Below are 13849 nucleotides of genomic sequence, written 5' to 3'. Positions count from 1 at the left end.
GCCGGCGCCGCGCTCAGCGCCGGTTCGGGGGCCGCAGCGCCAGTCTCGGGTCGACGGCGATCACCTCGAAGTTCTCCCGGGTGCGGGCGAGCCGCCCGAACAGACCGTCCGGCCCGCACACGCACACCCGCCCGACGCCCAGTTCGCGCAGCGCGTCCACGGCGATGGGCCAGTGGACCGGCCGGACGACGGAGTCCAGCAGCATCGCGCGGACGGCGTCCCCGGTGCGCAGCACGGCGCCGTCCTGGTCGGAGACGACCGGGAGCGTAGGGTCGGCGAACTCCAGCCCGCCCAGCACCCGGTCCTCCGCCATGCGGCGCAGCCCGGCGAAGGACGCCGAGTGCAGGGGCGGGCGCATGGTGTAGAGCGACATGCCGCCGAGGCTGCGGATCTTCTTGTCCAGCCACTCCAGGTTCCGCTCCCGCAGCGACAGCATGAACATGGTGCGGTCCAGGTGGCAGGCGATGTCGCTCCACTGGCCGGCCGCGTCCAGCTCGGTGCGGATCTCCTCCAGTTGTCCGGCGGTGATCCGGACGAACGAGTGGGTGACGACGTCCTGGCACTGGGTGGCGAAGAACTCGTCCATGCAGCGGGCGAGTTCCGCGGTCATCCACACGGCGTCCTCGAACGGCAGCGATCCGCTGAACGCCGTCAGGGGTTTGCCGCCGAAGCTGGGCCCGGCGGCCGCGTCCGGCTCGACGCCCAGCTCGGTGCGCGCCCACTCGGCGAGCGCGACGCAGGTGACCATGAACGCCACCTGGGCGTGTTCGCCGTAGTCGCCCTCCGCGTGCTCCAGGCCGTCGAGCACCGAGTGGCCGAGCCGGCCGTCCGCCTCGGCGAGCAGCCGGCGGGCCACCGGGTTGACCACCAGGAACCGGGCGAGGTCGGCGTAGCGCACCGGGTTCATGCCGGGGAACACCGCGGCGGTGCCGGTCCGTTCGGCATCCATGCCGGTCATCCCTTCTCCAGGCCGAGGAGGAACTCGGCGAGCACTCGGAAGAACCGCTCCGGTTCCTCCAGATGGGGCAGGTGGCTGGACTCCTCGAAGACGACGTGCCGGGCGCCCGGTACGAGTTCGCGGTACGGCCGGACCACGGCCTCGGTCGCCTCGTCGTACCGGCCGGACAGGACCAGGGTGGGCACGGCGACCGAGGGCAGGAGGTGCTCGATGGAGACGTCGCGCAGCGAGCCGGTGACATGGAACTCGCTGGGACCGTTCATCGCGGCGTAGACGGTCGGGTCGTTCACGACCTCCATGAACGAGGCGTCGTAGTCGCGGGGCCACGGGTCGAGCCGGCAGACGTGCCTGCGGTAGAAGACGCGCATCGCCTCGGTGTACTCGGCGGAGCCGGTGGTCCCGGCGGCCTCGTGGGCGCGCAGCACCTCGTCGACACCCGCCGGCAGCGCGGCGCGCAGGATCTCCATCTCGCTGCGCCAGGTCGGGTAGGAGGCGGGCGCGTCGGCCACGATCAGGCCGCGCAGTCCCGGTGGGCGTCCGGCGGCGTGCCAGGCGGCGAGCATGCCGCCCCAGGACTGGCCGAGCAGCACGTAGTCGTCGGCGAGCCCGAGGCGGGTCAGCAGGTTGTCGAGTTCGTCGAGGAACAGCTCCGGGGTCCAGAACTCGGGCGGTTTGTCCGGCAGATGGGTGGATCCGCCGTTGCCGAGCTGGTCGTAGTGCACCACCGGCCAGCCGCCCACGGCGATCCCGGCCAGGCTCCGCAGGTAGTCGTGGGTGCTGCCGGGGCCGCCGTGCACGACGACCAGGGCCGGGCGTCCGCCGCCGGGCCTGCCGGTCATCCGGTACCAGGTGGCGTGGTCGCGAAAGGGCACCCGTCCCTTGGTGCTGGGCACCTTGGCCGTCGCTGTCATGGCGCCCATGTCTAGCGCCGTCGCATGGGGCGGCACCAGCCCCTTAGGGGTGTCCCAGGGCGCCCTGTCCGGCACGTACTTCGGGGCGGTACCGGCCGGCCAGGTGGTCCCGTAGCGTGCCGCCGATCACCTCGACGACGCGTGCGCCCTGGCTCTCCAGGTAGAAGTGGCCGCCCTGGAACAGGTGGACGGAGCCGCCGGCGGTCGTGTGGCCGTGCCAGGCCCGCGCCTCCTCCTCGGTGGTCCGGGGGTCGTCGGTGGCGGACATGACCACGATCGGGGCGCCGATGCGGACGTCCGCCTGCCGGCGGTAGCTCTCGATGGCGCGGTAGTCGTTGCGGAGCGGGGGCAGCACCAGTTCCAGCAGGTCCGGTTCCATGAGCACGCGGGCGTCCGTGCCGCCCATGGCGCGCAGTTCGGCGATGATGCCGGCGTCGCCGCGCCGGTGCACGCCTTCGTCGTGGACCCGGCTGGGGGCCCGGCCCCCGGAGGCGAACAGCAGCGCGGGGGCCGGGTGTCCGGCGCTCTCCAGGCGGCGCGCCACCTCGAACGCGACGGCCGAGCCCATGCTGTGCCCGAAGAACGCGACCGGTCCCCGCAGATGCGGCGTGATCGCGGTGTGGATCGCGTCGGCCAGGGCGTCGAGGCTGGGCACCAGGGGCTCGCCGTAGCGGTCCTGGCGCCCCGGGTACTGCACGGCCAGGACGTCGAACTCGGGTGCCAGGGCCTTGGACATCGGGTGGTAGTAGCTGGCCGAGCCGCCGGCGTGCGGGAAGCAGAACAGCGTGGCCCGCGGGGCGTGCGCCGGATGGTAGCGGCGGAACCACAGGTCCTGCGCTGGCATCGTCACGTACTCACCTTTCGGGAAGGGCCGCGGAAGCGGCCCGGTCGTCGGCGATGGCGCGCGCGATCGCCCGCGCGGTCCGCCCGAGGTCCGCGCCGGACAGCGGCGGGGCTTCGGGTGGCGCGTCCGGCCGGGCCGCCGACAGTGACACCAGGCAGTCGGCGGCGGTCGCCAGGTCGCGCATCGCCGGCTGCCGCAGTCCCAGCCGACAGGCGGCCAGCAGCAGACCGGGCGTGGCCAGGTTGTTGCTCAGATCGTTCTCCAGAGCGGGCAGATAGGTCGCGCCGAGGGCTGCGGCGTCCTCGTACCGCACCTCGACGTCAGGATAGGACAGCGGGACGACGACCGGCTTGGGGTTCATCCGCGCCAGGTCCGCGGCCGCGATCGGGGCGCCGGACAGGCCCACGCACACATCGGCGCCGTCCAGCGCCGTGCCCAGCGGTCCGCGCAGCCCGCCCGGGTTGGTCAGCACGGCCAGCTCCGCCTTCTCCGGTGTGAGGCGGGCGCGGCCGGGGTGCAGCAGGCCCGTGGAGTCGACCACGCGTACCTCGCCCGCGCCGAGGTGGTGCAGCAGCCGGGCGGTGGTGGATCCGGCGGCGCCGGCGCCGACGACCACGACGCACACGTCGCCCAGGGAGCGGCCGGACCGGGCGACCGCGGTGCGCACGGCGGCGGCGGTCATGACGGCGGTGCCGTGCTGGTCGTCGTGGAGGACGGGGCAGCCGTGGTGCGGGGCGGTGAGCAGCCGCTGCAGTTCGAAGCAGTGCGGGGCGGCGATGTCGGCGAGGAGGATCGCGTCGTAGTTCGGCCGCAGCAGGCGCAGGGTGTCCGCGTACGCGGCGGGTTCGGCGCGGGCGAGCGCGAGCGGGAGGGCGTTCATCCCGGTGGCGCGTTCCAGTACGGCGCACTTGCGTTCCAGTACGGGGCGCACCGCGCGGGCGCCGAGGTCGCCGCGGCTCAGGACGGACGAGCCGTCGCTGAGCACGAGCACCGTGGACCGCCGGGCGGGGTCGCCGTGCCGGGCGGCCAGGCGCAGCACCTCGCGGGTGGTGTCGGCGAGCGAGCCCGGCGCGGTGCGCGCCGGACCGGGCCGCCGGCTCGGTGGGGCCATGGCCTACTCCGCGAACAGCGGACGCAGGTCGCTCCGTCTGATCTTCCCGCCGGTGCTGCCGGGGAACTCCTTGACGACCCGGAGCTGAGACGGGGTGAGGTTGGTCGGCAGCATGGTGCGCAGTTCCCGCAGGAGCAGATCGGCCCCGGACGGGCCGCGCCCGCTGATCACGGCCACGCAGATCCGCTCGCCGAGGCTGTCGTCGGGCATGCCGCAGACGCGGGCCCGCTCGATGTCGGGGTGCTGTTCGACCAGCGACTCCACGACCGACGGTACGACGGTCTCGCCACCGCGTTTGATGGCGTCGGAGTCGCGGCCGAGCACGGCCAGCGTGCCGTCGGGGCGGCGCACACCGATGTCGCTGGTCGGGTACCAGCCGCCGGGCGGCACCGGTTCGTGGCCGACGTATCCGAGCATCACGTTCGGTCCGCGGACCTGGATCCGGCCCTGTACGCCCGGTTCGGTGGGCCGCCCGTCCGCGTCGACGGTCCGCACCTCGACGCCGGTCTGCGGGGGCATCCAGCCGGGTTCGGTGCGCGTGCCGTAGGTCTGGGTGCAGACGTGCCCGGGGACCTCGGTCAGCGCGTAGGCCTCGATCACGGGCGCCGCGAACTCGGCTTCGAGGGCCGCCTTTTCGGGGGCGGGCAGGGCCTCGGAGGTGGAGCGGATCACCCGGGGGCGGAAGCCGTCGAACCAGTCCGGCCAGGAGCGCCGGGCCACGAGCATGGACCGGTGCAGGGTGGGCGCGGCGGAGTACCAGGTGATGCGGCAGCGCAGTGCCTCCTGCAGGAACACCAGGTCCTTGGAGTCGACGATGACGAACTCGCCGCCGCTGAGCAGCGGTGCGAGCACTCCGGCGGTGATGCCGTGCCCGTGGTGCAGCGGCATCATCGACAGTCCGCGGTCGGCCGGGGTCAGCGCAAGCGATCCGGCGATGAAGGTGCCCGCCGCGATGAGGTTCCGCTGGGACAGCCGCACCCACTTGGGGTCGCCGGTGGTGCCGGAGGTGCACAGCAGCAGGGCCGGGTCCCGCGGGCTCCGCTCCGGCACCGCGTCGGTGTCGCCGGGCTTGAGCGCCGTCAGGTCGGACACGTCGACGGTGACGGGTGCGTCGTCGCCGGCCGGCGGCACGGTGGTGAGCAGGGCGGCGATGTCGAAGGGTCCGGCTGGCAGTGCGGGTGCGTCCGCCGCGGCGAGGACGGCCACGCCGTAGGCGGCCGCCGCCAGCAGGGCCACGACCGACGCGGCGTCGTGGCCGACGCGGACCGCGATGGTCGCGCCGGGTTCGACGCCCGCCGCGCGCAGCGTGCCGCAGAGGGCGGCGACGTGCCCGGCGAGTGCCTCGGTGCCGACGGGTTCGGCGCTCAGGTCGTCGATCAGCACGGCCTGCCCCCTGCCGGGGAGTGACCGGACGAAGGCGCCGAGGCTGGTGGGGAGTTCGCCGTACGGCGTGTGCTGGTCCGTCATCGGTCGGCCGCTCCCACCGGCTCGCCGGCCCCGGAGGCGCGCGGGGCTCCGTCGCCCGGGTCGCCGGGCGCGAACTCCTCGTCCCACATGGCCTGCGACAGCTCCCGGCTCAGTCCGGTGCCGCTCGCCGACAGGTGGTCGCGTATCGAGCGGCGGACCTCGGGGGTGTGCTCCTGGCTGAGCTTGAACATGGCCTCGACCGACTCGACGTGCACGCGGAACGCCCGGACGCCGGGCTGGATCTTCCGGAAGTAGTCGAGCGAGCCGGTCATGTCCCAGCCGGTGCCGGCGACCTTCTCCAACTCCCGCACGGTGCCGGTGACGACGTCGAGGGTCGCCCCTCCGGTCGCGATCGGCTCGAGCCGTCCGCGCAGGTGCACGGTGATGAAGTTCCAGGTCGGGGCAGCCGGGCGTTTGTCGTAGGCGGCCGGGGAGACGTAGGCGTGCGGCCCCTGGAAGACGGCCAGGACGTCCGCGCCGTCCTGGAGCGCCCCCCAATGGTCGTTCGTCCTGTTCATGTGGCCCAGCAGTGTGGCTCCGGCCAGCGGCTCCTCCGCTCCGGGCGCCTCGGCGAGCCGCTCGACGACGATCGGCGCGTGGGTGGCGTACGGGGTGCGGTCGCCGCCCGAGACGAGGAGGGCGAGCGGGTTGCGGCGGACGGTCTCGACGACGTCGCTCGCCCTGCGCGGCCGGTACATCGGGGGAATCAGCATCAGACCACCTTCACGCCGGACAGATCGGTGCGGCCGGCCACGGCGTCCGCCTCGGCCGCGGGGCGTGCGCAGTAGCGGGCCAGGGAGTTGGCGATCTCGCCGCTGCGGACGGCGATGTTGGACAGAAGCGAGGACGACAGGCCGTGGGTGTGCTCGGAGCCGCCCTGGAGGTAGATGCCGCAGCGCAGCTCGGGGCTCGTCGCCAAGCGGTAGTCACGGTCGAGCCGCAGCCGCCCCTGCTCGTCGCGCAGGCAGAGACCGGCGAGTTCACCGAGCATGGCGGCGGGGTCCATCGGGTCGTATCCGGTGGCGCACACCAGCAGGTCGACGTCCAGCTGGTCCACCTCGCCCGAGCGCAGTGACTGGACGGCGACCCGGGTACGGCCGTGGAAGGTCTCGGCGGACTGCGCGCGGCTGAGGTTGAGGAACCTCAGCCGCGTGCTGCGACCGAGTTCGTCTGCGTACTGGCGCTCGTACAGGTCCCGGATCAACTCGTCGTCGACCACCGAGTAGTTGGTGTTGCGGTGGTAGTGCCAGACGGCGTCCTTGGCCCGGTCGGAGGAGAAGTAGAAGTCGTCCACGGCGGCCGGGTCGAAGACCTGGTTGGCGAGGGGGGTGTTGTCGGCGACGGTGTAGCCCAGCGGGGAGAGGATCGCGTACACGTCGGCGTCGGGAAGGTTGTCGTAGACGTGCCGGGCGATCTCCGCGGCGCTCTGCCCGGCGCCCACCACGGCCACGCTGCGCACCCGGGCGGCGTCCAGCGTCTGGAACCTGGTGAGGTACTCGGAGCTGTGCCACACCCCGGGGCCGTGTCCGATGCCGTCCGGCATCCGTGCCACCAGGCCGGTGGAGACGACGATGTTCCGGGCCTGCACGACCCGGGTGGTGTCCGCGGAGCCGGTCTCCCGGACGTGCAGCCGCAACTGGTCCACGTGGCCGTGGTCGTCGCGCAGCGGCTGCACCGAGACGACCTCGGAGTTGTAGGTCACGTATTTGGTGAACCTGGCCTCGACCCATTCGAGGTAGTCGTGGAACTCCCGGCGGCTCGGGAAGAACTCGTTGCGGTTGGCGTAGGCGGCCAGCCGGCCCTTGGCGTGCAGATAGGAGACGAAGCTGTACGGCGACGCGGGATTGCGGAAGGTGACCAGGTCCTTGAGGAACGAGATCTGCATCTTCGCGCCCGGGAGCAGCATTCCCCGGTGCCAGCCGAGCGCAGGCTGTTTCTCCAGGAATACCGCGTCGATCGCCGGGCCGCCGGATTCCCCGCCGAGTTCGTCGAGAGCGGTCGCGAGCGACAGATTGGAGGGTCCGAAACCTATTCCGACCACGTCATGCGTTTTTACTCCGTCAGCTCGCATGGACCATTACTCCCGTCGTCAATTTCGTTCACGGTAGGACCCGGCCGCGACGGCGGTCAAGGATGGTCCGCGACCGCCGGGGAACGGCGCCCGCGTCCTCACTAGGGGGCGCGCCGGGACGCGGACGACGAGGTCGTTCGGGCGTCAACTTCCTTCTGGGTAAGAGCTGTTCAAGGGTCACCTCCGGCCGTCGGCGGAAGCGTATGCTCCGATCCATGGACTCCCCTCAGCCCTCCGGAGAATCGCGTGACGATTCTCCCGAAAGCAAGCCCCTTTCCGCCCGGCCGGATCTGCGGGCCTCGGACGCCGACCGTGAACGGGCCGCCGCCGTCCTCCAGGAGGCCACGGCCGACGGACGCGTCTCGCCGGACGAGCTGGAACAGCGTCTGGAAGTGGTCTACAGCGCCCGGTCCAGGAGTGAACTCGACGCCGTCGTAAAGGATCTGCAACCGGTCCGGTGGAGCCGCCGCACGGCCTCCGTCGGCAAGGACACCGGCGTTCTCAGTGATTTCGTCCGCAAGGGACGCTGGACGGTGGGTGATTCATACCGGGGCACCGCCGTCATCGGTTCCGGAGTGATCGATCTGCGTGAGGCGGAATTCACCGGGTCGGAGACCGAGATTCACGTCAGTTCGTGGATCGGCACCGTCTACATCGTCGTCCCGGACGACGTCGAGGTGCATGTCGAGGGCACCGGCGTCCTCGGCGGATTCAAACAGGACCGGGTGAACACCGGATATTCGGCGAGGCACCGGATCAACGTCACCGGGCTCGCCGTCTGCGGCAGCGTCCGCGTGGTGCACGAACTGACCCCGGCCCAGGAGCGCCGGCTGCTCAGGCGGCAGCGGAGGGGCCTCGCCAACTAGCGGTGCTCTCCGCGCGAGGTTCAACGAGGTGGGCCGGGCGTCCGGCCCACCTCGTCGCGCTTCACCGCCCCGCGCTCACCCCGTCATGCGCGGCCGTCCAGCTCCCTGTTCATGATCGCGCCCATGAACGAGGCGCTCTCCGGCAGATGCATGTCGTGGTGGGTGCACGCCACCTCGTGCTCGGTGAGGGTGCCGGTGATGTGCGCCCGCCACTTCTCCCGTCCGGTCGAGTCGCCCGGTCCACGCCCGAGCATCGCCGTGAACAGCAGGGCGTCGCCCTCGTACACCGGGGAGACGAAGGACTGCAGCTTCTCGTGATGGTCGGTGATGATCGCCGTGGCGACGTCGATCATCTGCAGGTAGTCGTCGCCGCCGCGCATGGCACCGAAGTACCTCTCCAGTTCGGCACGCATGAGCCGTTCGTAGTCGGCCCGTTCGTAGGCGTCCGCGCCGTCCCGCGGGGCGGCGTCCAGCAGAGCCAGCATGCCGACCTCGAGACCCCGCCGGCGCAGCTTCACCGCGATCAGGTGCGCCAGGATGCCGCCGAACGAGTAGCCGAGCAGGTGGAACGGCCCGTCCGGCTGGGTGCCGAGGATCTGCTCCAGGTAGTCCTCTGCCATCGCGTCGATGGACTCGGGCAGCGGGGTCACCCCGTCGAAGCCGCGGGCCTGGACGCCGTTGACGGGCCGGTCCGGGAAGCTCGCCGACAGGCCGAGATAGGCCCAGCTCAGTCCGCCGCCGGGGTGCAGGCACCACACCGGATTGCGGGTGCCGTCTTCCTTCAGCGGCAGTACGACCGCGAACGGATCGGCGTTCCGGGTACCGGCTCCGGGCCGCAGGTACGCGGTCAGTCCGGCGACCGTCGGCGACTCGAAGACGGCGCGCAGCGGGACCTCGACGCCCAGGGCGCCCCGGATCCTGCCGATCAGCCGGGTGGCCCGCAGGGAGTGCCCGCCGAGCGCGAAGAAGTCGTCGTCGATGCCGACCCGGTCCACGCCCAGCACCTCCGCGAAGACACCGGCGAGCACCTCCTCCTCCACGGTGCGCGGTGCCCGGTAGGCGTTGCCGGTGATGACCGGGGACGGCAGGGCGGCCTTGTCGAGTTTGCCGTTGGGCATCAGCGGCAGCCGGTCCAGCACGACGAACGCCGCCGGGACCATGTAGTCGGGCAGCCGGTCGGCCATGAAGCGGCGCAGGTCGTCGACGCGCCCCGCGGCGTCCGGGTCGTTGACGTGCTCGGACAGCACGGTCACCGGACCGGCCGGCAGGAAGACGTCCGTGAGCGGAATTTCCGCACCCGTCCGCAGCAGGAGCGCGTCCATCCGGCCGGGCACGGCCGACCAGGTGACGACGGCCCGGTAGCCGAGCTCCTCCCCCAGCCGGCGCAGGTCGCCCGGGGTGAGCGTCGCCTTGTCGCCGTCGGGCCGCTGGACCTCGGCGGCGGGCAGCCGCCCCGCGGCGGTGTCCAGCCGGTGGACTGTGTCGGTCACCGGCTGCACCTCGGCGTGCGGGATGCCGCTCACCCGCACGCTCTCCGGGCCCTGCTCGGTCAGGAACCGCCGCAGCACCTCGGGCGAGCCGAACCCGTCCCACGCGACCGGCGAGACACCGGCCAGCGAGGTCACCTCGGCAGGTTCCTTGCGCAGCACCACCTCGTAGCGGTACCGGCTCAGCTCGTTGGCAGCGTCCATGTCCTTCAGCCGGATGTCCACCGCGCCGATCTCGGGCAGCAGCCGGGGCAGGGCCGTGAAGAACTCCGGGGCCAGCAGCAGCTCCCGTTCGGCCAGGATCTCCAGCCGCACCCGTTCCCGCAGTTGCCCCACAGTGGTGCCGGCGTCCGCGCGCGCCAACTGCACCTCGGTGGCGAACTCGCGCAGCAGCGTGTGGTTGCGGATGTCGCCGAGATAGACGGCGCCGCCGGGTGCCAGCAGCTTCAGGGCCTTGCCGATGACGTCGATGAGGTAGCCGGCGTTGGGGAAGTACTGCACCACCGAGTTGACGACTATGGTGTCGAAGTGCCCGGCCGGCAGGTGGTCGATGTCGTCGGCCCGCCGGGTCTCCAGCCTGACCCGGTCCGCCCAGGGCGCGTCCAGCGCCCTGATCTGGTTCTTGAGCGACTCGATGGTGGCGCGCGAGAAGTCCAGCGCCCAGTACTCGTCCACCTCGGGGGCCAGCGGGGCCAGCAGCAGACCCGAACCGACACCGATCTCCAGCACCCGGGACGGGGCGAGGGCCCGGATGCGGTCGACGGCCGCGGACCGCCACTGCCGCATCTCGCTCAGCGCGATCGGCGCACCGGAGTAACTGCTGTGCCAGCCCTGAAAGTTCTCACCGAACTCGACCTCCGGCGCCGCCGTCTCGGGTCCGGTGTCCTCGGCGATGTACGCCTCCTTGTGGGCGTAGAGGTCGTCGTACACCTCCGTCCACTGGCCGACCGACTCCTCCTCCGCCGTCTCCCGGCGGACCAGTGAGGCCTCCTTGTCCAGTACGACGTACCCGACCAGGTCCCGGGTCCCGGGGCCGGCCTCGGAGTCCCGGGCGACCACCACGGCCTGCCCGACGGCCGGGTGCCCGGCGAGCACCGACTCGACCTCGCCCGGCTCGATCCGGAAGCCGCGGATCTTGACCTGGTCGTCGCTGCGCCCGGCGAAGACCAGCTCGCCGTCGTCGTTCCAGCGCACCAGGTCGCCGGTCCGGTACAGCCGGCCGCCGGCCGGGTCGAACGGGTCGGCGACGAACCGCTGCGCCGTCAGTCCCGGCCGTCCCCGGTACCCGCGTCCCACCCCGGCACCTGCGACGTACAGCTCACCGACCACACCTGGCGGAACCGGCACCAGTCCCGGACTCAGCACGTAGACACGGGTGTTGGGCAGCGGCGCGCCGATCGGTACGGCCCCGGAGCGCAGTCGCTCCGGATCCGACACGGTGTGGTACGTCGCGTCGACGGTGATCTCGGTCGGGCCGTAGGCGTTGACGACGTCGACTCCGGGGTGCCTGCGCTGGAACTCCTCGATCACCCGCGCCGAGACCGCGTCCCCGCCGGTGACGACCCGTTCCAGGGACACCAGCTCGTGATCGTCCGCGGCGAGCATCTCCAGCAGCGCCGGCACCGCGAACAGGGCGGTCACCCGCTGCTCCTCGACGACGCGGGCCAGCGCGTCGACGTCACCGGCGTCGGCCGGGCCGATCACCAGGGTGCCGCCGCCCAGCAGGGCCGGCCAGGTCTCGAACGCCGACGCGTCGAAGGAGATGGAGGACTGCAGCAGGGTCCGGCCGCCCGGTTCGGGCCAGCCGTGCAGGGCCATGTCGGCGGCGTTGCGGTGGGTGATGGCGACGCCCTTGGGCACACCGGTGGAACCGGACGTGTAGATGACGTAGGCCAGGTGCTCCGGCAGCGGGACCGGGCGCCGGTCCGCGCCCGGGCGGGACTCGGCGGACCGCTCGGCGTCGAGGTGGAGCCTGGGCACCTCCGACCGGGGCAGCCTCGCGTCGGTCTCGCGGTCGGTGAGGATCACCACCGGGCGGGCGTCGTCCAGGATGAACGCCACCCGCGGCCCCGGGTACTGGGGGTCGATGGGCAGGTAGGCGCCCCCGGCCTTGACCACGGCCAGCAGCCCCACCACGTAGTCGACGGAGCGCCGCGTCGCGAGGGCGACCACCTGGTCGGGACCGGCCCCGGCCTCGGCCAGCTCGGCGGCGAGTACGCCCGCACGGGCGTCCAGCTCGGCGTAGGTCAGCGACCGGGCTCCGTCCGTGACGGCCACCGCGTCCGGCGACGCCGCCACGACGGCCTCGAACAGACCGGCCAGTGTGGTGTCGGCCCCCGGCCGCCCGGTGTCGTTCCACTCCTCCACCACGAGCACGCGCTCGGCGGAGGTGAGGACGTCGATCGAGCCGACCGCCACGGACGGGTCGGTGATGAGCTGATCCAGCACCCGGACATAGCGCTCGGAGATCCGCTCCACGGTGGCCGGGTCGAACACGGCCCGCTGGTACTGGAGCGACATCCGCAGCGGCTCGGGCGCCGCCATCAGGGTGAGCGGATAGTGCGTGCCGTCCACGGGGGTCGACCGGTTGATGGTGAGCCCGGAGTCACCGATCGGCTGGGTCAGCGCCTCCTTGTCGACCGGGTAGGACTCGAAGCCGACGATGGTGTCGAACAGGGAGGACAGGCCGGTGGCCTTCTGGATGTCGACGAGACCGTGGTGATGGTGGTCGAGCAGCGCCGCCTGCCTGTCCTGCAGATCCGCGAGCACCTTGGCCAACGAGTCACCCGGCTGGTGACGGACCCGTACCGGAAGCGTGTTGATGAACAGTCCGACCATCGCGTCGACGCCCGGCACGACGGGCGGGCGGCCGGAGACGGTCATACCGAACAGCACGTCGCTACGACCGGTCAGCTGCGCGAGCAGAATCGCCCAGGCCCCCTGCACGACCGTGTTGACGGTCACGCCCAACTCGGCGGCACGCCGGATCAGTTCCGCTGCCCTCTCCGGTGACAGACCCACCTGATAGCGGCCCATACCGCCGTCCGTGTCCGCCTGCCGGGCGCGGGGAGCTAGCAGCGTCGGCTCCGTCACGCCCGCGAGCTCGTCCGCCCAGGTGCGTGCGGACAGCTCGCGGTCCTGCCGGGTCAGCCACTTCAGGAAGTCCCGGTAGTTCCGGGCCCTCGGCAGCGCCGAACCGTCCCCGTGCTCGACGTACAGGCCCATCAGGTCCTGCATGAGCAGCGGAGTGGACCACCCGTCGAAGAGCAGATGATGGGCCATCAGCACCAGTTCGAAGCGCCGCTCGCCGATCCGGATCAGCTTCATCCGCACCAACGGTGCCGCCAGCACGTCGAAGTGGTCCCGCCGGTCGGCGGCCAGCAACTCCAGCAGCCGGTCCTCCCGTTCGCCCTCCGGCAGGTCCCGCAGGTCGATCTCCTCCCACGGCAGCTCGACCCGGGCCGGCACGATCTGCACCGGTTCCCCGTCCGAGCCGAACCCGTACGCCACCCGCAGGTTCGGATACCGGTCCAGCAGCGCCTGCCCGGCCGCCCGCATCCGGGCCGGCTCGACCACGCCGTCCAGGTGCATCGCGAACTGCATCTGATACGGGTCCAGTTCGCGGCCGGCAAGCATCGCGTGGAACAGCAGACCCGACTGCATGGGCGTCAGTGGCCAGACGTCCATCACGTCCTGGTGGCGGGCCTCCAGCACATTGATCTCCAGCTGGGACAGGGACACCATCGGCAGGTCGGACGGCGTGAGTCCGCCGGCACCGTCGGCGGCGGCATGCAGGGCGAGACCGGTCAGCGCCTCCACCCACAGATCGGCGAGCGCCTGGGCCTCGTCGCGGGCCAGGACGCCGGTCGCGTAGGCGAACGTCGCCTGCAGGGAGGCCCCTTCGACGGAGTCGGTGACGACCGCGTTGATGTCGAGGGCGTGCGCGAGGGGCATGTCGGCGTCGAACTCGGCGGACACGCCCTCCAGCGTCGCGACGGGCGCCCACCCCTGACCACGCAGGCTCTCGGGCATCTCGGCACCGGAGAACCGGCCGAGGTAGTTGAAGCCGATCTGTCCGGTGGGCAGTTGTGCCAGGGTGGGGGTGGTGTCGGGGTTGAGGTGGCGGAGCAGGCC

General features: G+C 72.0%; 9 protein-coding genes. 1 reads left to right on the top strand and 8 read right to left on the bottom strand.

Going from position 1 to position 13849, the window contains the following annotated elements:
- Positions 1–13 precede the first annotated feature (13 nt).
- Genes ACZ6B1_RS00045 through ACZ6B1_RS00015 form a run of 7 tightly spaced genes read right to left on the bottom strand, consistent with a single transcriptional unit; the run spans position 14 to position 7332 of the window.
- Positions 14–958, bottom strand: a complete 945-nt coding sequence (locus ACZ6B1_RS00045; protein ID WP_468773447.1) for an ACP S-malonyltransferase — start codon at positions 956–958, stop codon at positions 14–16.
- Positions 955–1869 carry a proline iminopeptidase-family hydrolase gene (locus ACZ6B1_RS00040; protein WP_468773445.1) on the bottom strand — a complete coding sequence of 305 codons (915 nt, stop codon included), beginning with the start codon at positions 1867–1869 and terminating at the stop codon, positions 955–957. Before ACZ6B1_RS00040 ends, ACZ6B1_RS00045 begins: the two co-directional genes overlap by 4 nt.
- A gap of 43 nt (positions 1870–1912) precedes the next feature.
- A complete protein-coding gene (locus tag ACZ6B1_RS00035) occupies positions 1913–2713 on the bottom strand; it encodes a thioesterase II family protein (RefSeq protein ID WP_468775978.1) in 801 nt (266 codons plus the stop codon).
- 10 nt (positions 2714–2723) lie between these two features.
- Positions 2724–3824 (bottom strand): malic enzyme-like NAD(P)-binding protein, encoded by a 1101-nt coding sequence (locus ACZ6B1_RS00030; protein ID WP_468773443.1) that lies wholly within the window; start codon positions 3822–3824, stop codon positions 2724–2726.
- Between the two features lie 3 nt (positions 3825–3827).
- The gene (locus ACZ6B1_RS00025) at positions 3828–5291 is read right to left on the bottom strand and encodes an AMP-binding protein (protein WP_468773441.1); all 1464 of its coding nucleotides are present in this window, start codon (positions 5289–5291) and stop codon (positions 3828–3830) included.
- On the bottom strand, positions 5288–6004 hold the full coding sequence (locus tag ACZ6B1_RS00020) for an FMN-binding negative transcriptional regulator (protein ID WP_468773439.1): 717 nt from the start codon (positions 6002–6004) through the stop codon (positions 5288–5290). The genes ACZ6B1_RS00025 and ACZ6B1_RS00020 overlap by 4 nt, the downstream gene beginning before the upstream one ends.
- Complete coding sequence (locus ACZ6B1_RS00015; RefSeq protein ID WP_468773437.1) at positions 6004–7332, bottom strand: lysine N(6)-hydroxylase/L-ornithine N(5)-oxygenase family protein; 1329 nt, start codon at positions 7330–7332, stop codon at positions 6004–6006. The genes ACZ6B1_RS00020 and ACZ6B1_RS00015 overlap by 1 nt, the downstream gene beginning before the upstream one ends.
- Before the next feature lie 245 nt (positions 7333–7577).
- Here ACZ6B1_RS00015 and ACZ6B1_RS00010 point away from each other — a divergent pair, with 245 nt between their 5' ends.
- Entirely contained in the window at positions 7578–8228 is a 651-nt protein-coding gene (locus ACZ6B1_RS00010) for a DUF1707 SHOCT-like domain-containing protein (RefSeq protein WP_468773435.1), read from the top strand.
- A gap of 83 nt (positions 8229–8311) precedes the next feature.
- Here ACZ6B1_RS00010 and ACZ6B1_RS00005 read toward each other — a convergent pair.
- Positions 8312–13849, bottom strand: a 5538-nt coding sequence (locus ACZ6B1_RS00005; protein WP_468773433.1) for an amino acid adenylation domain-containing protein, incomplete at its 5' end; no start/stop codon positions are given.

Source organism: Streptomyces sp. NPDC041129, assembly GCF_055592265.1.
Note: the sequence above shows the minus strand (reverse complement) of the source record. Positions and strands in the feature narration are given on the sequence as shown.